18 protein-coding genes and 3 pseudogenes are annotated in these 20207 nt (G+C 69.7%); 10 read left to right on the top strand and 11 right to left on the bottom strand.

The window, feature by feature from the left end; all coding sequences use genetic code 11:
• The first annotated feature begins 64 nt into the window (after positions 1-64).
• Together OG878_RS01455 and eno are read left to right on the top strand one after the other, a co-directional pair.
• On the top strand, positions 65-538 hold the full coding sequence (locus tag OG878_RS01455; protein ID WP_328885017.1) for a lamin tail domain-containing protein: 474 nt from the start codon (positions 65-67) through the stop codon (positions 536-538).
• Positions 539-798: 260 nt separating this feature from the next.
• Positions 799-1006 (top strand): annotated as a pseudogene (gene eno, locus OG878_RS01450) (phosphopyruvate hydratase); the annotation flags it as partial.
• A gap of 266 nt (positions 1007-1272) precedes the next feature.
• Here the strand turns inward: eno and OG878_RS01445 are convergent.
• The 4 genes and pseudogenes from OG878_RS01445 to OG878_RS42145 all read right to left on the bottom strand — a co-directional run bounded on the left by OG878_RS01445 (position 1273) and on the right by OG878_RS42145 (position 4085).
• Positions 1273-1872 carry a nucleoside deaminase gene (locus OG878_RS01445; protein ID WP_328885016.1) on the bottom strand — a complete coding sequence of 200 codons (600 nt, stop codon included), beginning with the start codon at positions 1870-1872 and terminating at the stop codon, positions 1273-1275.
• A 341-nt stretch (positions 1873-2213) separates the two neighbouring features.
• Positions 2214-2291 (bottom strand): annotated as a pseudogene (locus OG878_RS01440) (TetR family transcriptional regulator); the annotation flags it as partial.
• A gap of 388 nt (positions 2292-2679) precedes the next feature.
• Complete coding sequence (locus OG878_RS01435; protein ID WP_328891097.1) at positions 2680-3822, bottom strand: UDP-N-acetylglucosamine--N-acetylmuramyl-(pentapeptide) pyrophosphoryl-undecaprenol N-acetylglucosamine transferase; 1143 nt, start codon at positions 3820-3822, stop codon at positions 2680-2682.
• A gap of 47 nt (positions 3823-3869) precedes the next feature.
• Positions 3870-4085, bottom strand: coding sequence for a transposase (locus OG878_RS42145; protein WP_443049043.1), 216 nt, complete (start codon positions 4083-4085; stop codon positions 3870-3872).
• Between the two features lie 370 nt (positions 4086-4455).
• Here OG878_RS42145 and OG878_RS01430 point away from each other — a divergent pair, with 370 nt between their 5' ends.
• Positions 4456-6006, top strand: a complete 1551-nt coding sequence (locus tag OG878_RS01430) for a pectate lyase family protein (protein ID WP_328885015.1) — start codon at positions 4456-4458, stop codon at positions 6004-6006.
• Positions 6007-6515: 509 nt separating this feature from the next.
• Here OG878_RS01430 and OG878_RS01425 read toward each other — a convergent pair.
• Both OG878_RS01425 and OG878_RS01420 read right to left on the bottom strand, forming a co-directional pair.
• Positions 6516-6713 carry an isochorismatase family protein gene (locus tag OG878_RS01425; RefSeq protein WP_328885014.1) on the bottom strand — a complete coding sequence of 66 codons (198 nt, stop codon included), beginning with the start codon at positions 6711-6713 and terminating at the stop codon, positions 6516-6518.
• Positions 6714-6806: 93 nt separating this feature from the next.
• Positions 6807-8402 carry an FAD-binding oxidoreductase gene (locus OG878_RS01420; protein WP_328885013.1) on the bottom strand — a complete coding sequence of 532 codons (1596 nt, stop codon included), beginning with the start codon at positions 8400-8402 and terminating at the stop codon, positions 6807-6809.
• A 68-nt stretch (positions 8403-8470) separates the two neighbouring features.
• Between OG878_RS01420 and OG878_RS01415 the strand changes: the two genes are divergently transcribed.
• The 3 genes from OG878_RS01415 (at position 8471) to OG878_RS01405 (ending at position 11077) form a co-directional block, all read left to right on the top strand.
• Complete coding sequence (locus OG878_RS01415) at positions 8471-9109, top strand: TetR/AcrR family transcriptional regulator (protein WP_328885012.1); 639 nt, start codon at positions 8471-8473, stop codon at positions 9107-9109.
• Between the two features lie 235 nt (positions 9110-9344).
• Complete coding sequence (locus OG878_RS01410; protein ID WP_328885011.1) at positions 9345-10307, top strand: NAD(P)H-dependent flavin oxidoreductase; 963 nt, start codon at positions 9345-9347, stop codon at positions 10305-10307.
• A gap of 119 nt (positions 10308-10426) precedes the next feature.
• Positions 10427-11077, top strand: coding sequence for a GntR family transcriptional regulator (locus OG878_RS01405; RefSeq protein ID WP_328885010.1), 651 nt, complete (start codon positions 10427-10429; stop codon positions 11075-11077).
• Positions 11078-11285: 208 nt separating this feature from the next.
• On the opposite strand, the gene OG878_RS01400 is transcribed toward OG878_RS01405, so the two are convergent.
• Positions 11286-12215, bottom strand: a complete 930-nt coding sequence (locus OG878_RS01400; protein WP_328885009.1) for a carbamate kinase — start codon at positions 12213-12215, stop codon at positions 11286-11288.
• A gap of 205 nt (positions 12216-12420) precedes the next feature.
• Here OG878_RS01400 and OG878_RS01395 point away from each other — a divergent pair, with 205 nt between their 5' ends.
• Together OG878_RS01395 and OG878_RS01390 are read left to right on the top strand one after the other, a co-directional pair.
• Complete coding sequence (locus OG878_RS01395) at positions 12421-13266, top strand: oxamate carbamoyltransferase subunit AllH family protein (RefSeq protein WP_328885008.1); 846 nt, start codon at positions 12421-12423, stop codon at positions 13264-13266.
• Complete coding sequence (locus OG878_RS01390; protein ID WP_328885007.1) at positions 13263-13433, top strand: hypothetical protein; 171 nt, start codon at positions 13263-13265, stop codon at positions 13431-13433. The genes OG878_RS01395 and OG878_RS01390 overlap by 4 nt, the downstream gene beginning before the upstream one ends.
• Positions 13434-13720: 287 nt before the next feature.
• Here the strand turns inward: OG878_RS01390 and OG878_RS01385 are convergent, their stop codons facing one another.
• On the bottom strand, positions 13721-14251 hold the full coding sequence (locus OG878_RS01385; RefSeq protein WP_328885006.1) for a GNAT family N-acetyltransferase: 531 nt from the start codon (positions 14249-14251) through the stop codon (positions 13721-13723).
• A gap of 269 nt (positions 14252-14520) precedes the next feature.
• Complete coding sequence (locus tag OG878_RS01380) at positions 14521-15000, bottom strand: winged helix-turn-helix transcriptional regulator (protein ID WP_328885005.1); 480 nt, start codon at positions 14998-15000, stop codon at positions 14521-14523.
• A gap of 60 nt (positions 15001-15060) precedes the next feature.
• On the opposite strand from OG878_RS01380, the gene OG878_RS01375 reads away from it, so the two are divergent.
• Entirely contained in the window at positions 15061-16518 is a 1458-nt protein-coding gene (locus OG878_RS01375; protein WP_328885004.1) for an MFS transporter, read from the top strand.
• Between the two features lie 96 nt (positions 16519-16614).
• Here OG878_RS01375 and OG878_RS01370 read toward each other — a convergent pair.
• Positions 16615-16856 (bottom strand): annotated as a pseudogene (locus OG878_RS01370) (winged helix-turn-helix transcriptional regulator); the annotation flags it as partial.
• Between the two features lie 116 nt (positions 16857-16972).
• Here OG878_RS01370 and OG878_RS01365 point away from each other — a divergent pair.
• The gene (locus tag OG878_RS01365) at positions 16973-18142 is read left to right on the top strand and encodes a thiolase family protein (protein WP_328885003.1); all 1170 of its coding nucleotides are present in this window, start codon (positions 16973-16975) and stop codon (positions 18140-18142) included.
• Positions 18143-18950: 808 nt separating this feature from the next.
• Here the strand turns inward: OG878_RS01365 and OG878_RS01360 are convergent.
• On the bottom strand, positions 18951-20162 hold the full coding sequence (locus OG878_RS01360) for an amidohydrolase family protein (RefSeq protein ID WP_328885002.1): 1212 nt from the start codon (positions 20160-20162) through the stop codon (positions 18951-18953).
• Positions 20163-20207: the final 45 nt, after the last annotated feature.

Raw genomic sequence — 20207 nt, 5'->3', positions numbered from 1 at the left:
GAATCCACACCGCGCAGCAGGACCCCTGGCCGGGGTCTGAGCACCTTCACCTGAGGGGACGTCAATGTCTGCTTCCCGTACTGTTCGCCGCATTGCCGCTACCGCTCTGGCGGCCGGTTCCGTCGTCGCCGTTGCGGCGATGCCCGCGTCCGCCGACGGCGGCCACGGTCACGGCCGCCACCCGTCGTACTCGAAGGTCGTCCTCGGCGACATCCAGTACGACAGCCCCGGCCGTGACGACTGGTCGAACTGGTCGCTGAACAGGGAGTGGGTGGAGGTCATCAACACCGGCCGCGCCGCGGTCGACCTGGATGGATGGTCGCTCTCGGACTTCAACGGCAACCTCTACCGCTTCGACGACCTGCGCCTGGCCGGCCGCGCCACGGTCCGGATCCACACCGGGCGTGGACGTGACACCCGCCACGATGTCTACCAGGCCCGCCGGAACTACATCTGGAGCAACTACGCCGACAAGGCCACCCTGCGCGACAACCACGGCCGCACCGTGGACACCCACTCCTGGGGCTACCGCCGCTGACCCCTCGCCCTGACCCGCCACTGACGAAGGGCGCGCAGACCTGTGGGTGCAGGGCGGACAGGTCATGGCAGTGCGGCTCGGCGTAGCGAGCACAGCAGGCGTGGAGGAGATCTTGCTGGGGGAACGAGCCCAGGATTCGGTAAGGCTGCCCGCAGAGCGCGTCGGTGGCCGCCAGCTGGTCCGTTGGTGCCGATGAGGCGCCGGGCCGCTCGCGAGGCGTGCTGATCTGCGGATCCATCCGGCCGCCGGGAGCGGCCGCTGAGGCACTGCTGCGCCAGGGCATCCGTCCAGGTGTCGGCAACTCGGTCCTGGTCGAGGTCAACCGGACAGGCACGCTGACCGAAGTCCTCGCCATGGTCGCCACCGCGCACCGCGCCGACTGGACCGTCGTCAAGTCGGCCAGATCAAGACCGGCTCGCTGTCCCAGCCAACCGTACGGCGAAGTGCCACCAACTCATCTGGATCTAAGAGGAGTTGGGTTCATTCGCACGGTACGCGGGCTGGGCGGTGCTGAACCGTTCCTGAGAACTGCAGCGCCCTCTCGGCCAAGAACCCTCGGTGACAGTGACATCCCGCTGGTTTCGTAGGTGGGAGTGGGCAATGCTGATCGACGGGTCCGGGCAACACTTCGCGATCACCGAGGCCCGAAATGTTGATGAGAACTGGCAACGCTTGAGGCGTGGGCGGTTAGCTGCGGCCGGCCCCGGTTCCTCACGGTCGGCCTGGTTGCGGCGCTACTCTCCGCTTTCGGTGAGGAGATCCCAGAGCTGCTCCAGGGCTTGGTCGGCGGTGTCAGGAAGTCTGCTCGTGCTGTCGAGCCGCCGTGCCACAGCGCGGGCGAGTTCGGCGCGTTGCGGCGCCGTTGCCTCCATTGCTCGTACCAGGGCCCCGTTCGTATTGAGGCACGGCAGCACCGCGAGCCACTCGCCGACTGGTCCGGTCAGCGGGCCTGCGACTTTCGGCCACCGGCGCTGCACCTCGTCGTTGAGCTGAGGCAACTGCTCGATCCCTTGCCAGGTCGGGTCGAACGCACCGAAATGAAGTCGGCCGACGCGCGCCACGACGACGGCGCCGAGGCACATGGGACACGGATGCAGGGTCGTGTAGAGCGCGCTGTCGCGTGCGCGGTCCTTGCTCGCTGGAACCACGTCCAACGCCTCCATCTCGGCATGAGCGAGCAGGCGACGCGGTGACATCGTCCCGAAGCGCTGGTTGCGTCCGCGGCCGACAATGTTCTCCGTTCCGTCAGTCAGAACGGCGCCGACGGCGATCCCGCCGTGACGGTAGGAATCCCAGGCCATCTCAACGGCTGCCCGCCATGGCACGTCGAGCATCGACCACGACTCGTCAGCTGATCCTTGTGTCGGCATGCAGTGATCCTTTCGTATCGCCGCCCCTCATCGCGCCGAGCACTTCGATGCTCCCACCGCAAGTCCTGAGGTGTTGTCGGAACTCGCGGACATCACCCTGCGGTGAAACCGGGCGCGCTCCACGCTGAGCAACAAGCGATCGTGGCGGGCGGTGGCGCGAGGACCGCCACCGTCTTCCGAGCTGGACTCCACATCGCGGGCATCTTCATCTGGTCCGCCGGCTGATCCGAAGGCGAGGCCCTACTTGGGCGCGTATCGGGTCGTGATCAGTGAGCACCGCAGCTTCCGGGGCGGGTGCCCCGTCGGAGTGCCGGGTGGACGCCGTCCCCGGCGACCTCGCCGAGGCTCTCCAGCAGGGCGGCGAAGGCGTCCTTGAGTGGCTTGTACGACGCCATGTTCCAGCTCGACGGCGGCCTGGCGTTCGCACACGAAGACACCCCCGGGTGGTTCTGGCCAAGCCGATGTCCTCCATGAATCTTTCCGGTGGCCCACTGCCGGTGCCGGGGGAGAGGCAGACTGGATTCGGTCGACCCGGCACCGAACTCGGCGAGCATGTCCCGCTACTGCCCGCCCGTCCGAAACCGCCATCACCCCCTCGAACTGCTGCCGCAGCCGCACCGGGTACGCGCCATACTCGCCGATCGGCAGGCACGCTAGCTGAACTCCCACTCCACAGCGGTCAGTTGCGCACGTGTCATGGAAGACGATCTACGGGATCGAAGATCAGCGCGAGGGGAGAACCCGCTCATTGATCTCACGACCCGATACGCGCTAGACCCCGGCTGCGGAGAGCACGACGTCGACCAGGCGCTCGGCGGCGTCGGGGCGCCCGTACGAACGAGCACGCTCGGCCATAGCCGTGCGGTGCTGCGAGTCCGTCAGCAGCGGTGCCACAGCGGCCCACAGCTGCTCGGCGGTCACGTCACCCACCAGCGTGACGGCGGCGCCGTTGGTCGCCAAGTGCTCTGCGTTGTGGACCTGTTCGTTTCCGGCCGACGTGGCGAGGGGGACGAATACGGCTGCCTTGCCGAGCGCGGTCAGCTCGGCGATGGTTCCGGCGCCGCTGCGGGAGATCACCACATCGGCCAGGGCGAGTACGTCGGCGAGCTCGGCGCCGACGTACCCGGTGAGGTGGTAGCGCGCCGTGCTTTGTGCGGGCAACTGCGCCGTGTGCCGGCGCGGGCCCTCGACGTTGTCCGGGCCGCACTGGTGAATCACGTTGGCGTGGTCGAGCAGCCACGGCAGCGCGTCGCGCACCACGCTGTTGATCTGCTGCGCCCCCTGGGCGCCACCGGTGACGTAGACGGTCGGCAGCCGCCGGTCGAAGCCGTGCCAACTCAGAGCCTCGATGGCCTTGTCGGCCTGCCTTGTGAACACCTCGGGCCGGACCGGGTTTCCGGTGACCACCGTTGAAGCGCGTACCGCTTCCGACAGGAGCGACACAGTCGATTCGGACGAGACCGCGACTCGAGTTGCTGCGACAGCCAAGGTCTTGTTCGCCAGGCCCAGCCGCACGGTCTGCTCGTGCACAACCAAAGGGACTCGGCACAGCCTCGTCGCAGCCACACCCACCGGGACCGCGGCGTAGCCTCCCGTGGCCAGCACCACGTCGGGACGGAAGGCTTTGATCGCCCTACGCGACTGGAGGACACCGAATGGGACGCGTCCCATGTCTGCCACGGTCGCAGGCGAGGCCAGCTTCAGGGTGTTCTTCGAGCGGCGGATCTTGCCTGTCGCGACTGATGCGAACGCGATCCCCTCGGCTGCGGCGACGCGTGACTCCAGGCTGTCGGCCTTGCCCACCCAAAGGACTTCCAGTGCACCGCCCCGAGCCGCGAGCCGGGCTTGCAACGTACGCACCCCTGTAAGAGCCGGGTACGTGTGTCCGCCGGTACCGCCGCCCGTGACGATCAAGCGGAAAGGCCTCTCGATCCCGAACGAGGGGCGGTGAACGTCGCTGGTCACAGGGGGCTCCAGTCTGAATCGATCACAGTGCAGCTCTGAGCGTCAGCCAGGACGGCCGCGAAGGTCTTGTCCCATGCGCCGTCCGCCGACCAGCGTCCGTGTCGCTCGTAGACGGGCTTCCACGGACCGAGACGCACAGGCAGAACCCGCCGTGACATCCCGGTGCGCAGCCGGTGCGAGCTCTCGTTGATGAGCCTGCGATGACTGTCCAACTTCCCCTACGCCAAACGGATTTCGGAAGATGCGGCTTGAGTCGAACCCACTCCGCGTCCGTCAGATCTCCGGCCCCTTGATCATGCCAACGACGCGAGACCCCGACGGCCACAAGATCCGCGGACAGGTCCTGGACCCGTATGACGGCACATCAACTTGATGGCCTCGCGGTGCCCTCACGACCGGCGCCGACAACCTCGCAGGCACAGGCGGCAGCGGAACCGCCGGCCCGATCGCATCGAAGGAGTCACCCGCATCCGCGCCGAGCGGCAGTTGCCCTGCGAGAGGTCGGCAACCTTTGCGGCCGCTGCAACGACTACGGCATGGAGCAGCACCACCCAGCATTCGAAGACGAAGGTTGAGGCGAAGATGAGAAGACCAGTCGCACTGCGACTCTATGCGGCGCTGGCCACCATGGCCCTTGCGGCCGCGACCGGCGCGGTTCTGTCCATGCCCGAGGCATCGGCGGCGACCAGTAACGCCACCGGCTACGCGTCCCAGAACGGTGGAACCACCGGCGGTGCGGGCGGGCAGACGGTGCGGGCAACCACGGGGACCGCGATCCATGCGGCCCTGTGCGGCCGGGCCAGCAGCAGCACCCCGATCGTCATCCAGGTCGAGGGAACGATCAACCACGGCAACACCAGCAAGGTGTCGGGCGACAGCTGCAACACCGCCGACGGCGTGATCGAGCTCAAGCAGATCAGCAACGTCACGATCATCGGCGTCGGCAGCGGCGCCGTCTTCGACCAGCTGGGCATCCACATCCGCGAGTCCAGCAACATCATCATCCAGAACGTGACCGTCCGGAACGTGAAGAAGTCCGGCTCGCCCACATCCAACGGTGGTGACGCCATCGGCATGGAGAGCGACGTCCGCAACGTCTGGGTGGACCACGCCACCCTGGAGGCGTCGGGCGGCGAATCGGAGGGGTTCGACGGCCTCTTCGACATGAAGGACAACACCCAGTACGTGACCCTGTCCTACAGCATCCTGCGCAACTCCGGCCGCGGTGGCCTCGTCGGGTCCAGTGAGACCGAGCTCTCGAACGGCTTCATCACGTACGACCACAACCTGTACGAGAACATCGACTCCCGTACGCCCTTGCTGCGTGGTGGCATAGCCCACATCTACAACAACTACTACGTGCAGCTCAACGAGTCCGGCATCAACTCCCGAGCCGGCGCTCGCGCCAAGGTGGACAACAACTACTTCAAGGACTCGAAGGACGTCCTGGGCACCTTCTACACCGACGCGGCCGGTTACTGGCAGGTGAGCGGCAACATTTTCGACAACGTGACCTGGTCCAGCCCCGGTAGCGAGAACAACCCCGCCGGCCCCAACCCGCAGTCCAACACCAGTGTCAGCATCCCGTACTCCTACAGACTCGATGCGGCGAGCTGTGTGCCGAGCATCGTGAGCCAGACGGCAGGCGCCAACAAGGGGATGCAGGTGTCGGACGGCAACTGCTCGCCGCAGATCCCGCCCACCCCCACGCCGGAACCCACCACCCCGGATCCCACCGACCCCACCCCGGGCCCGACCCAGCCCAGCGGGACCAATCTCAGCATCGGGGCCGGCTCCGACGGCTCCAGCAAGGCCGACGGGACGAGCTACGGCAACGTGCGGGACGGTGACATGAGCACCTACTGGTCACCGGCCGGCTCGACCGGTTCCATCTCGATGAAATGGGGCTCCGCCACCACCGTGTCGAGGATCAACATCCGGGAGGCGTCAGGCTCCGCGGGCAGCATCGGATCCTGGCGGGTCATCAACGCCGACACCGGCACCGTCCTGACCTCCGGCAGCGGTGCGGGCGTCATCGCAGTCCCGCGGACCTCGCTGCGCAAGATCACGTTCGAGATCACCAGCTCGACCGACTCGCCGAAGGTCGCGGAGTACGAGACGTACGCCGAGTAGGAGCGCGGGTTCCGACACCCGTCCGGGACCAGCCTCCCCTGGATCCGCCGGGGCAGCAGCAACGTAGGCGGCAATGACGCCGTAACCGCCGCCTGCTGCTGATCACCCGGAACGGGGGCCGTCAGAGACGACGGCCCCCGGCCTCGGACCGCCAGGGCCCCGGACGGCGTGTCGCTCCAGGGCGACCGGCCATCCCGGCAACGCCATGGACGGAAGGCGACGAGTGGCGTTCTGTGGCTGGCTGCCCCCTGGCGATACGGTCGGTGGGTGTCGTCGGGAAGGATCCGGCCGCTGGACATGTAGGAGCGAGGTCGACAGGCATCGGCCATCAATCAGCGGTGTCCGGGTACGTGTCACCGCGACGCGGCCGTGCAGCCTCCGCCCGTATCCCCTCCGCCTCCCTGACGAGGTCATGGACGACGAGCAGGAGACCCTCAACGGGAACAAGATCATCAGGTCCGGCTCGAACACCTCGACCGGGCATCTCATGACCGCCGGTGGCAGCTGGTTCAGCAGCCTCTCGTTTCCAGCAGGACGTCGTCCACAGAGAGGACCCGCCCGCTCGCGGTGCTGATCAGGTCGAGAGCGGCAGTGTGGCGGTAGGCCGCGTAGTCGGCGGTGGCGTCGAAGGGAATGAATGTCTGGATGTCGCGCGCGACGGCGTCCAGGCTCGTGGCCAGGATGCCGTGGCCGGCATGGACACCCAAGAGGGGCCAGGGCTCCGCGGCTTCACCCGCCGCGCCGGTACGTCTCGTCGTGTGCTGCGCCGGTCCGCCGGGCCAATGGGCGAGGAGGGGTGTTCAGTCCACGAGCACGCCGGGGTTGAGGATCCCGTGGGGATCGAGGGCGGTCTTGGCCGCGCGCAGGGCCAGGGCGAATGGCTCGGGGCGCTGACGGTCGTAGCCGGGGCGGTGGTCGCGGCCGACGGCGTGGTGGTGGGTGATGGTGGCGTGATGGCGGTGAAGGACGTCGGTCGCAACGTCCTTGAGGTGGTCCCAGACGGCGACCTCGTCGCCGGGGCGGCCGGCGGCCAGCACGGTGAAGTAGGGTGCCGCACCGTCGGGATAGACGTGCGTGAGGCGGCAGTTGATGGTGGCGGGGTGGCCGGTGGCTGCGCGCGCGGCGGCGCCGACCTCGTCGCGGACGGCGTCGATCAGCGCAGGAAGCCGGTCCCAGGTGGTGGCCGTCTCGAAGGTCTCGGCCACGGCCCCCATCCGGGCGAGGCCGTCGCGCAGGTACGGCATGCGCAGGAAAGCGGAGCGCCAGGCGCCGACGGCCCCGTCGCCGGAGCCGGTGGAGGGGGCCCCGCTTACGCCGCCGTGGGCGCGGGCCAGATCCAGCGCCTGGGCGAGGTCGGTGTCGACGGGCAGGGCGGCGGACTCGAAGCCGAGGACGAGCACGGACGAACCGTCCCGGGCAGCGCCGGACAGAGCAGCCTCGCCGGGGTCCAGCAGGCGGCAGTTGGCCGGCGCGAGGCCCGACTGGGCGATCGCGCGCACCGCGCGCAGCGCGGCGGGGAAGTCGGCGAAGGACACCGGGGCCGACGCCTTGTGACGGGGGCGTTCCTGGAGGCGCATCCACGCCTCGGTGATGACGCCCAGGGCGCCCTCGGAGCCGAGGAAAAGCCGGTCGGGAGACGGTCCGGCGCCCGACGCGGGCAGCCGCCACGACGTGCCGGCGCCTGCCGGGGCGACCACCCGCAGGGACTGGACGAAGTCGTCGATGTGCGTGTGGACGGTGGCGTAGTGGCCGCCCGCGCGGGTGGCGAGCCAGCCGCCGAGGGTGGAGAACTCGAAGCTCTGCGGGAAGTGCCGCAGCGTCAGGGCGTGCGACCTGAGCTGGTCCTCCAGTGCAGGGCCGAGGGCGCCGGCCTGGATGCGCGCAGCCCGGCTCTCGGTGTCGATCTCCAGGACCCGGTCCATCATCGTCAGATCGAGGGACAGCACCGCACGGTGCGCGTCGCCGCGGTACTCCACGCCCCCGGTGACCGAGGATCCCCCGCCGTAGGGGATCACGGCCACGGCGTGGCCGCCGGCCCATTCCAGGAGGTCGGCCACATCCTGGTCGCACTCCGGACGGGCGACGAGATCGGGAACCCTGCCGGGCCGGCCACGAAGGGCGCGGATGACATCCCGGTACGCCTTGCCCATGGCGTGGGCGGCGCGCGCTTCGGGGTCGGCGGTGACCAGATGCGCGAGGCTCCGAGGCGGGTCGACGGCGGGCCGGCCGATGCGCAGATCGGCGACGCGCGGGACGGGCAGCGGGCGCGAGAGCGTGCCCGGGAGCAGCGCTCCCATTGCGGTGCACTCCGCGTCGTCGGCGTGGTCGTCGGCCCATCCCCAGCCCCACCAGGAGCGAGCGCGAGAGGCGCGGGGCACGGTCGTAGCGTCGGCCATGAGATGTCCGTTCCACTGATCCATTGAACTAACCACTGGGTAATTTACCGTAAGGTAATATCATGGGCATGGCAACCTCCTCCCGCTCCCGAGCCGGTACCAAGGGCGTCCCCCGGGTCGTGCGCGAACAGCAGATACTGGCCGCCGCCACCGAGGAGTTCGGCCGGCACGGATATGAGGCCACCTCACTGGCCGCCGTCGCCACGCAGGTCGGCGTGACCAAGGCGCTGGTACACCAGTACTTCGGCTCCAAGCAGGATCTCTACCTCGCCTGCCTGACGCCGGTGGGCGATCAACTGCTGGGCGCAATACGCGCCGCGATGGGGCAGGGTGAGATCACCGCCCCGCGCACGCCCCTGCTGGTACTTCACGCTCTCTTCACCGCTCTGGAAGGCCGGCGCGAGGCGTGGTTCGTGCTCTACGACCCGTCACTTCCCGCCGGCAGCGAATCCGCCGAGCGCGCCGCAGGCTACCGGGCCGCCATCGACGAGCTCGCGTCAACCGGAAGCGCCGACCTGCTCCGCGCCGCCGGATCCGCGGACCCCCTGGACGCCGACGCGCTCACGTACGCATGGCGAGGCATGGTCACTGCCCTGGTCCGCTGGTGGATCAATCACCCCCACCAGTCCGCGGACGCCATGGCCGAACGCTGCGCCCGCCTCTTCGCCGTCACCCGAGCCACCCTCAACGCGGGCGGGGACACCTGACGACACGCGTCGTTGCCCGGTCATGAACACTGACGGGGAGCCATCCGGCGCGATCATCGCAGCGGGTGATCCGTGCGCGGAGTTCCTGGGCTCGTGGACGGTCACGTCGGTATGCGGGGTCGGCCCGAGCGGCACGGCAGGGGACAGGCTGTCCACGGACGATCGGGACGCCGGTGGTCTGTTCGTGTGCCTGCTGTCTCTGCACACCGACTAATTAGGGGAGATGATTGCGGTCATGGCGTTGTCGACGGCGTTCACGAAGTTGTTCGGTGTGCAGCACCCGATTGCCCTGGCACCGATGGGCGGGTCGGCCGGTGGCGCGCTGGCGGCGGCGGTCTCTCGCGGCGGAGGGCTCGGGCTGCTGGGCGCCGGCGCCGGGGACCCGGACTGGCTGGCCCGCGAGCTGCCGATCGTCGCCGGTGTCACCGGCAGACCCTGGGGCGTCGGGTTCCTGAGCTGGGCCATCGACGTCGGCGTGGTGGAGCGCGTACTGGAGTACAACCCCACGGCGGTGATGTTGTCCTTCGGGGACCCGAGCCCATTCGCTCAACTCGTCAGCCGGGCCGGTGCGGTACTGATCATTCAGGTGACCGATCTGGAGGAGGCCAGGCGGGCTGTGGACCTGGGCGCCGATGTCATCGTGGCGCAGGGGACGGAAAGCGGTGGGCACGGGGCTCGGCACGGGCGCTCCACGTTGCCGTTCGTGCCGGTCGTGGTGGACCTGGCGGCACCGGCGCCGGTGCTGGCGGCCGGCGGGATCGCCGACGGCCGCGGTGTGGCCGCCGCCCTGGCCCTGGGCGCCGCAGGGGCCCTCATCGGCACCCGCTTCCAGGCCACGACCGAGGCCTTGGCCGCTCCCTCGACCGTCAGGGCAATCGTCGAGGGGCGTGGGGAGGACACCGAGCGCAGCCGCGTGCTCGACATCGCCCGGGGCTCGCGGTGGCCATCGAAGTACACCGCCCGCACCCTCGGCCACCGCTTCCTTGACCAATGGCGCGGCCGGGAGGCCGAACTCGCCGCTGATCCCCAGGCCGCGCTGGCCTACCGAACCGCCGTGGCACGAGGCGAGATTCCTCCGCTGCCGGTGTGGGCCGGTGAGGCCGTCGACCTCATCACCGATCTGCCATCGGCAGCAGGTCTTGTCAGCGACCTCGCTGCGCAGGCGGAGGACGCACTGGCCCGAGCGGGAAGGCACTGACTGCGACGGCCTTCCCGGAGCGGCTGCAGCGCGGCCCGGTATCGTGACGGGTGCGGTCGATGGCGGCATCTTCGGTATACCAAACCTGATGTGTTCGACGTGATGAGAGAATGAGCGGCATGGCAGGTTCTGAAGACTTCGAGCCCGAGTCGGACCGGGTCACTCGCCAGTTGCGCGACGACATTCTCGACGGTGTACGTCGGCCCGGCAGCAAGCTCGTCGAGCGTGAGCTGGCCGCCGAGCTCGGAGTGAGCCGACTGCCCATCCGCGATGCCCTGAAGGTACTGGTGACGGAGGGCCTTGTGACGCCCCGGCCGCGGACCTGGGCGGTGGTGCGGGAATTCAGCCCCACGGACATCTCGGACCTGGGCGAGGTGCGTTCCGTGCTGGAGGCGCTGACGTTCCGGCTGGCGGCCCAGCGGCGTACCCGCGCGGGGCTGGAGAAGCTGCGAGCCGACCTCGATGCCGAGCTGGACGCGGCGCAGCGCGGCGACGCCGTACAGGCGAGGCGCGCCGCGGCGGACTTCCACGAGACAGTGACGTCACTGGCCGCGAACGAGCTGCTGAGCGAGCTGGAGCGCACCCTTCGCAGCCGCATGCGCTGGCTGCTCAGCCGGCACGACGATCTGCTGGGTGTGGCGAGGGAACACGAGGATCTCTACGACGCGATCGCGGCGCGGGATGTGCCGCGCGTCGAGGAGCTGGTGCTGAAGCACGTACAGACGGGCCGCAGCGCGGCCGCGGCCCATCTGCGGTCCGCCAAGGAGTAGGGGGAGCCGGTCGGTTGAGAGACACGTGAGCGCTCGTGCGGCGGCCCGTACGGAGGCGAACCCTTCGCGTGTACCGAGGAGATCCCTCAGCCGCACGCCAAGGTGATCCCCTCGGCGCATACGAAGACGTTCCCCCGCCGCCTGCACGAGCGCACCGTCGTGGCATACGAAGGCGTTCCCCGGCCGCCTGCACGAGCGCCCCCCCGGGTCAGACGAAGACGATCCCATCCGCGACATCGGGGCGGATCTCCGTGCCGACCCGTCGCGCCAGGAGGTCGTCCAGGCGGTCCAGTGGGCCGATCAGTGCGCGTCCGCCGGCCTTCGCGACCCGCACTGCGGCATCGACCTTCGGCTTCATCGACCCTTCGGCGAAGGCCAGCTCGGAGATGGCCTCCGGCGAGGCCGTGAGGATGTCCCGCTGCTCGGGCGTCCCCCAGTTCTCGCTGACGTAGTCGCCATCCGTGAGCATGACCAGCATGTCCGCCTTGAGTTCGGCGGCGAGGGCGGCGCTGGCGAGGTCCTTGTCGACGACCGCCTGCAGACCGGTCTGACGGCCCTTGCCGTCGGTCTTTACGGGAACACCGCCACCGCCGACGCACACCACGAGCCGGTCGTTCTCCAGGAGGGTGCGGACGAGGGGCGCCTGAACGATGCGCAACGGGTGGGGTGAGGGGACGACACGGCAGAAGCCGACGCCGTCACGCGCGATGGTCCACCGGTACTCGGCCGCCGCGTCGGCGGCGTCGTGGGCGGAGTACATGGGCCCGATCAGTTTGGTGGGGTGGCTGAACGCGGGGTCGGACTCGTCGACCTCGGTGGTCGTGAGGACCGCCGCGACCTCGCGCCGACCGCCCAGTGCGTTGGAAAGCTCCTGCTGGATGACGTACCCGATCATGCCCTGTGTCTCCGCGCCCAGTATGTCGAGCGGGTACGCAGTGACGTCCTGGTAGGCCAGGTTCTGCAGGGCGAGCAGGCCCACCTGCGGGCCGTTGCCGTGGGTGATGACCACCTCGTGCTCGCCGGCGAGTCCGGCGAGTGCTTCACAGGATGACCTGACGTTCGCACGCAGGTGGTCCGCTGTCATCGGCTCTCCTCGCCGTGCCAGCGCGTTGCCTCCGAGAGCCACGACGATGCGCATGGATTCCTCCTCCGACTAGTTCGCTTCCGGCTGCAAAATGGTATACCAATCTTCAATGGTTGGGATCGAGGGGTGCGACGCGTCCCGGCGGTCCGGTCGGAGAGGAGTGGTGGTGGGATCGGTGAGCGCGACTGCGGTTCTGCGTGCGTGTTCCGGTGATGCCGTGCTCCTGGCGCACCTGCGCGCGCTCAGGGGGTGCGGGAGCGTGGAGAGCGTCTTTCGGGGCGTGATCAACCTGTTGTTGCCGGGTGGTGGGCTGATGGCGCTGTCTGCGCGGGGGAGTGGGGACGCTCCCCGGACGCTTGTGGTGGACGTCGCGCACTGGCTCGACCGCGGGGTGGAGGCGGGTGGGGTCGTCGGGTTCGGCCCGGACGGCATCGCCCTGCAGGGCGATGCCGGCGGCCTGCAGATCTCGGCGCAGGGGACCGCAGAATGGCATCCCATTCTGCCGTACCTTGGCTCCCTGACACCGTCCGAGCTTGCAGTTCCGGCCCGGGTCCTGCACCACCTGGTGTCCGTCGACGGCGAGCTCGGCGGGATGCTCGGCCCGACGCCGGGCGCTGCGCCGATGGAGGCGGCCGTCTGCACGGCGCTGGAGCACGGACGCGATGAGTTGGTGCGGGCCGTACGGTCCTCGGACAGCGTCGGCATGCGTCACGGTGTTCTCGCCCTCCTGGGCCTCGGCCCCGGACTCACCCCGGCCGGCGACGACTTCCTCACCGCGATCGCCCTGCTGTCGTCGCTCGAGGGCAGCCGGCTCGGTCCGCTCGCCCGGGTGCTCCACGACGTACTCGACGAGCAGCCCGGTCGTACGACGCTGCTGAGCACGACCACCCTGCGTGAGGCGCTGTCAGGACGGGTCCGTGCCGGACTGGTCGATGTGCTGTGGGCCCTCGCCGCAACCCGCGGGCAGAGCGAAGCACAGGCGATCGAAACCGTCCGAGACCCGGTCCGCCGCGCGTTGGCCCACGGCCACACCTCCGGCACCGACACCCTGTCCGGTCTGGTGGCCGGGCTTCACCTGGAGAGAGAACTGCGAGGTTCGCTGTGACCATCACAGCAGTCGTCAAGAAGAACACATACTTCGACTCGGTATCCCTGATGGCCATCTCGACGAAGGCGAACAGCCTCGACGAGGTGGCGCAGGCCTTCGTGGCCATGGGGACGGAGATGAACAAGGGGGTGCGGTGCTCGCGCTCCGTGTTCCTCAGCTCGTGAAGTACAGCGGCGACGAAGCCGAACGGCCGGGCGCTTCCCGGACCAGCAACGTGTTCCGCTCCTTCCGCACCCGGTCGTAGAGTTCGCGCAGCCACGGCCTGTGGCACCGTCGCCCCGGCGCCAGACGGTCGCCGGTGCTCACCGGTCCGCGGATGCCGGGGGGACGGGAGCGATGTCGCGGGCCGGCCGGCCGCGGCGCGCCCAGCGATCCGCCTCGTTCACGAGGGGGAGCACTTCAAGTGTCACGACCCGCGGCAGCGGCCTGAACCGGGGCCCGCCGCCGACCACTACCGGCCGGCGGGATTCCTTCGCACAACACACGCGGACCGCGATGTGCGCGGATCTGCCTGACTCAGCTCCAACTCCCCGACCCGCTGGTCCCCGCTCATCTCACCCGTCAGGCGGAACCCGAGCCCCAGGTAGAATCGTTCGGGGCCGTCCTCGCCCGGGTGCCAGCTCGCTGTCAGGCGGGTGCCGCCCCGACGCCGGATCTCTGCGGCCACGGACTCGACCGCGAAGCGCCCATAACCGCGGGCCTGTTCGCCGGCCGCGATGTTGAGCCGCCACAGCCCCGAGCGGACGTCGGTGCCCGTGCCGTCCCCGGCGAAGTCGATGTCGAAGAAGGCCATGAGGAAGCCGACAGCGCGGTCACCGTCGAGGATGATGCGGGGCCACGCGATGCCGGGGTGCACGTACGCCTCCGCGAGAGACTTCACGACAGGTGCGACCAGGTGCTGCTGGTCGGGGCGGACCTTCAGGCCGATCGCGACATCGAAATTCGCGGCAGTGACCTCTGCCAGGCGGAGCGTAGTCGTCACGCGGGAACCCTAAGTGGTTGGCTCCGGGAGTCCTTCGGGGGGTTTGCCTCGGCCGCCGACGGCTTGCCCGGCGGTTGGTCAGATATCCGGGGCGGTGGGGTAGAGGCGGTACGCGGGGTCGAGTGTCGCTTCGGGAGTGCCGGCGAAGAATCCCGTGGGCGGGATCGTGTCTTCGTACGTGTCGGTGCCGGCAAGGTGGAGGGCGAAGCCTCAGGTACCGGCGGATCCGCCGTAGCGTAGGCGCACCAATGCGACGACCACCGCACGGTCTACGGGGCTTGCAGCGGGCCGGACCGGTCCCAGCCGGGGGTCAGCTCCTGCCGGTGGACGTCCTCGCCGTGGACCTGCTCGCCGCAGGTCTCGCAGACCGTGTGGGTGACGAGTTCGTGATCCCGGTGACGGATGCTGCTGGGCGGCGCGGTGACGGCCCAGCGGTCGCCCCAGCCGATGAGCTCGCGGGTGATGGCGCCGAGATCGCGCCCCGCCTCCGTCAGGTAGTAGCCGCTGTAGCGTGCGTCGTCCGGCAGCGGGCGCCGTTCGAGGACACCGCTCTCCACCAGCGCCTTCAGGCGCGCCGCCAGGCGGTCCGTGGGGGCACCGGTGTTCCGGGCGATCTGCCGGAACCGGTGGTTGCCGAGCATGACCTCGCGGATCGCCGGCAGGGCCCATCGGTCGCCGACGATCTGCAGGGCGGCGGTGAGCGAACAGGGGCGTCCAGCCATGTCCTGGGGATCGATGCGCGTGGTCACAGAGCCAGTATCACCCCGATAGGGTTTGATTTCCAAATCGCCCCATGTTTGACTTGGGTCATGCCTGCCATGCTTCGATTTTCAAAGCACGCTCGAACGGCCTCTGCGGTTGTCCTGGTGGCCGTCTTCATGACCAACCTGGATCTGTTGATCGTCAACGTGGCGCTTCCGGCCATGGGAGAGGACTTCTCCGGGGGCGGCAGGGGAGCGACCCTCGGTTCGCTGTCCTGGGTCCTCAATGCCTACACGATCACCTTCGCCGCGCTGCTGGTGGTGGCCGGGCGTGCCGGTGACCGCCTGGGTCAGCGACCGGTCTTCCTCGCCGGGATCGCCGTCTTCACCCTCGCGTCGCTGGGCTGTGCCCTGGCCCCGAACCTGGGGACCCTCGTCGTGGCCCGGGTGGTGCAGGGCGTCGGAGCGGCCGCCCAGATTCCGACGTCCCTGGCCCTGCTGCTGGCGACGGTGCCGGCCGAGCGCCGTACCCGGGCCACCCGGAGCTGGGCTGCTGTCGGCGGACTCGCCGCGGCCGCCGGCCCCGTCGCCGGCGGCCTTCTGACCGAGGTGGACTGGAGGTGGGTCTTCGCCGTCAACGTGCCCATCGGCATCGCGGCGCTCGTCGCCGGCCGATCGGTCCTGCCGAAACCGACCGCCCGGGAGGCCGGACCGCTGCCCGACCTCGCCGGCGCCCTGCTGGTCATCTTCTCGGTCGCGGCACTGTCCGGGGCGCTGGTACAGGCGCCCGACCGGGGCTGGACGAGCGGCAGGACCGTACTGCTCCTGGCCGTCGCGGTGATCAGCGGCGCCGCGTTCGTCCTCAGGTCCCTACGGCACCCCCGCCCGCTGTTCGAGCTGGATCTGATGCGGCTGCCGCGCTTCGGGGCGGCGAACGCGGGCAGCCTGGTGTTCGGCGTCGCCTTCGCGATCATGCTCCTGTCGAATGTGCTGTGGTGCCAGGAGGTCTGGCACTGGAGCGCGCTGCGCACCGGTCTCGCCCTGGCCCCCGGTCCGGCCCTCGTGCCGGTCGTCACCCTTCTGACCGCCCGCGCCGCGCAGCGCTTCGGGCACGGACCGCTGGTCGCCGCGGGTGGGTTGTTGTTCGCCGCCGGCATGGTCTGGTTCGCGTGCTTCGCGTCCGTCACGCCGGACTATCTGCGTGACCTGCTGCCCAACCAGGTGTTGACCGGTGCGGGTGTCGGTCTGGCCCTGGGCACTCTGGTGGCCGCCGGTGTGCACGCCGTGCCGGGGCACCGTGCGGCGACCGGGTCGGCGCTGGTCAACTCCGTCCGCCAGATCTCGACCACGGTCGGCGTCGCCGTCCTGGTCGCGGTGGTCGGCTCCCACGTCGGCGCGGCCCCGCTTCACGACTTCCGGATCGTCTGGTGCGTGGCCGCGGTGCTGAGCCTGGCGACGTCGGCGCTCGGTGTGCACCTCAGCCGTGGCGGCGGCTCGGGCCGGACGGCAACCGCCCCGTCGAAGGTGCCCGAGGCGGATGCGCAGGCTCTGACGGAAGCGTCCTGACCGGCCGCTTTCCCGGAAGCGCCCACATGTTGGGCCCATGGAGTGCCGTGTGGCTGCGGCCGCGACCCCGTGGCCCTGCCGCCATCACCGTGCCGACTCCCGTTCGGGACCCGCCTGACCGGGCCGGTGCTCGAAGCGTTGCCGGCGCTCGCTGCAGGTGGGCTTGACCAGGATCCCGGCCTCGACGAGCCGGCGCAGCCGCGCGCCGATGCTGCGCACCGGCCGGTCGAAGCGGCCGTTGCCGAGGCGCGCCTTGTGCAGGAGGGCGGGGAGTACTTCTCGCCGACGGGCGCGAGGGTGTCGGCGATGCAGCAGGGCGGATTTGTCGTGGCGGCCACGCGTCCAGTGCTTTGATTTTCCAACTTACCGAGTTATGGTGAATCGGTAGTTCCTACTCACCGGTAATGGAGTCGGGTGGCCCGGTCGTCGCCCGGAGGCCAAGGAGGCCCGCACCATGCGTGACGCAGTCATCGTCGAAGCCGTACGTACACCGATAGGCAAGGGCAAGCCGAACGGCGCCCTCGCGTACGTCCACCCCGTGGAGCTCCTCGCCCACACCCTGCGCACCCTCGTCGAGCGCTCCGGCGTCGATCCTGCCCTCATTGACGACGTGATCGGCGGCACGGTCGACCAGGTGGGCGAGCAGGCCATGAACACCACCCGGTACGCCGTGCTGTCGGCAGGCTTCCCCGAGACGGTCCCGGCGACCACGGTGGACCGCCAGTGCGGTTCCTCCCAGCAGGCGGTGCACTTCGCCGCGCAGGGTGTCATCTCGGGCGCGTACGACCTGGTCGTCGCCTGTGGCGTCGAGTCGATGAGCCGGGTGCCGATGTGGTCGAACGTGCCCGCCGGCAAGGACCCCTTCGGCCCCGGAGTCGCCGAGCGCTACCCCGAGGGTCTCGTCCCGCAGGGCATCAGCGCCGAACTCATCGCCGCCAAGTGGTCCATCACGCGCGAGCGGATGGACGCCTACGCCGTCTCCTCGCATCACAAGGCGGCGGCCGCCTGGGATGCCGGCCTGTTCGACGCCGAGACCGCGCCCCTGGAGGGCGTGATGCGCGACGAGTGCGTACGGCCCGGCAGCACCCCGGAGATCCTGGCCGGCCTCAAGCCCGCCTACTACGACCCCGGCTTCGGCGAGCGCTTCCCGCAGATCGACTGGAGCGTCACCGCGGGCAACGCCAGCCCCATCAATGACGGTGCCTCGGCCGTCCTGATCACCTCCAGCGAGACCGCGGCTCGCCTCGGCCTGCGCCCCCTCGCCCGCCTGCACAGCTTCGCCGTCACCGGCTCCGACCCGCTGCTGATGCTCACCGGCGTCATCCCGGCGACCGAGAAGGTGCTGCGCAGGGCGAACCTGCGGCTCGACGACATCGACCTGTTCGAGGTCAACGAGGCCTTCTCCAGCGTGGTCCTGGCCTGGCAGCAGGAGACCGGCGCCGACCTCGCCAAGGTCAACGTGCACGGCGGCGCGATCGCCCTCGGCCACCCCCTCGGCGCGAGTGGCACCCGTCTGACGACCACCCTGGTCCACGCGATGCGCGAGCGCGGCGCCCGGTACGCCCTGCAGACGATGTGCGAGGCGGGCGGACTCGCCAATGCGATGGTGCTGGAGGCGGTCTGACACAGCGTCCGGGTTCGGCGTGGCTGTCCGGTGGACAGACGAGGTGCCCGTGGGTGATCGCCGGGGTGCCCGTGGGTGATCGCCGGGGTGCCCGTGGGTGATCGCCGGGGTGCCCGTGGGTGATCGCCGGGGTGTGCGTGTGGTGGTTCGATGCGGTTGGGCGTCTGCCGGAGCACGGTCGGTGCGCGTCGCGTGGACCAGTGCGGGCGCGTCCTCTCGGGCCAAGGCCAAGAACGGGTCGATGCCGGTGTGCGGCTCGGTGCGGCCGAACACGCAGGTGCTGCCAGGACTTGGGCGCAGCCTGCAACGCCGCCCGCCACCCGGCAGGTTGGCCCCATGCCCGCCGTCCTGGAGTCGGCGACCGCGCGTGCCGCCTGTGCCTCACCGCCCCGGATGTCCGACCAACCGCCGGGCAACCCATCGGCTTTCGGGCCGCCCGAAGGACTCCCGGAGCCAACCACCAAGACAGGGGATCAAGTGGTGTTCCCCGGCCGCGCATACCTCCCGCACGACGGCCAGACCGTCGGTCCTGCCGGGATGCGGTACTTCGACGGGAAACGCGATGACCCGGCCGGACAGCGCATCGACGCTGTCCCGCCGGGTCGCGGCGAGATCGTCACGCATGTGCGAGCTGTTGGATGAACTCGTGTCTCCGGGAGCCCGACCTACCGATGCTGATCGTCTCGCCGGTCCCGTGCCTGGGTCGGTGCACGGGCGGAACCCGTAATGTCCGGCGGGCGAGAGGTGGTGCGGGACGGCGAGCTGCACATCCGGACACCGGCAAGGGGAGGGGCCGTTGCTCCTCGGCTCAGCGGCGTACCAGCGCCAGTTGGTCGGCGACGACAACGCCGTCGTGCAGGACGGTGCGGTCGGTGCCGCGGTCCATCACGGCACTGGCCGGCGTCTCCCCGTCGACCAGCAGCAGGTCCGCACGGTCGCCCACGGCCAGGCCGGGCCGGTCGGCGACGCCGGACAGCCGAGCGACATCGTGGCTCATGATCGAGGCCCCGCCGACGGTCGCGACCGCCAGCGACATCTCGATCAGATCGTCGCGGCGGAAGTTGTTGGTGAAGGCCAGCTGCCAGGTGCGATCGAGCATGTCGCAGTTGCCGTAGGGGCTCCAGTAGTCGCGCTGGCCGTCCTCGCCCAGGCCCACCCGGACGCCGGCCTCGGTCAGCGCCACCAGTGACAGCTGTCCGCGGCTCGGCGGCGCCACGGTGGCCATTGCGATGTCCAGTTCCGCGAAATCGTCGATGATGCGGCGGCTCTCCGAGTCGGAGACCGAGCCCAGCTCGTAGGCGTGGGACATCGTGACCTTGCCCTGCATGCCCAGCGCCCGGGTGCGCTCGACCACCAGGTCGGTGGAGAACACCCCGAGATGACCCGGCTCGTGCAGGTGGATGTCCACCTCGACCTGGTACTTCTCGGCCAGCCCGAAGACGACATCCAAATGCCCCTTGGGATCCCGGTCGAGGCTACAGGGATCGATGCCGCCGATCACCTGCGCGCCCGCCTTCAGCGAGGCCTCGAGATAGTCGACGGTGCCCTTCTCGCGGAGGATGCCGGCCTGCGGGAACGTCATGATCTGGACGTCGGCCTGACCGGCGAACTTCTCCTTCGCGGCCACCACGGCATCGAACTTCTCGAGCTTGCAGTCCACGTCCACCTGGGCGTACGACCGTACCCGCGTGGTGCCGCGGGCGATCATCCGTTCCAGCGTGCCGGCCACCCGTTCCATGAGGGGAACCTCTGCGGTGCGCCAGTTCTGCCGGTCGTTGAGCATCATCGTCCAGACGCCCGGACCGCCGGTGTGCGGCCGGAACGGCAGGCCGATCCTGGTCGAGTCCAGGTGTACGTGCACATCGCTGAACGACGGCAGCAACAGCCTGCCACGGCCTTCGACCACCTCGCCGGCGGGCTGCGCGGCCGGGTCGTGCGGTCGGATCGCCTCGATGCGGTCGCCCGAAAGCTCGACGTCGCTGCGCCGGCCACCCCACGGGCGGACGTCACGGATCAACACGGTTGTCACCTTTCTGTTGTGCGATAGGGCTGTTCACCGGATGCG

The sequence above is a fragment of the Streptomyces sp. NBC_00316 genome (genome assembly GCF_036158715.1).
In the GTDB taxonomy this organism is placed as follows: domain Bacteria; phylum Actinomycetota; class Actinomycetes; order Streptomycetales; family Streptomycetaceae; genus Streptomyces.
This window is presented reverse-complemented; position numbering and strand designations above follow the sequence as displayed.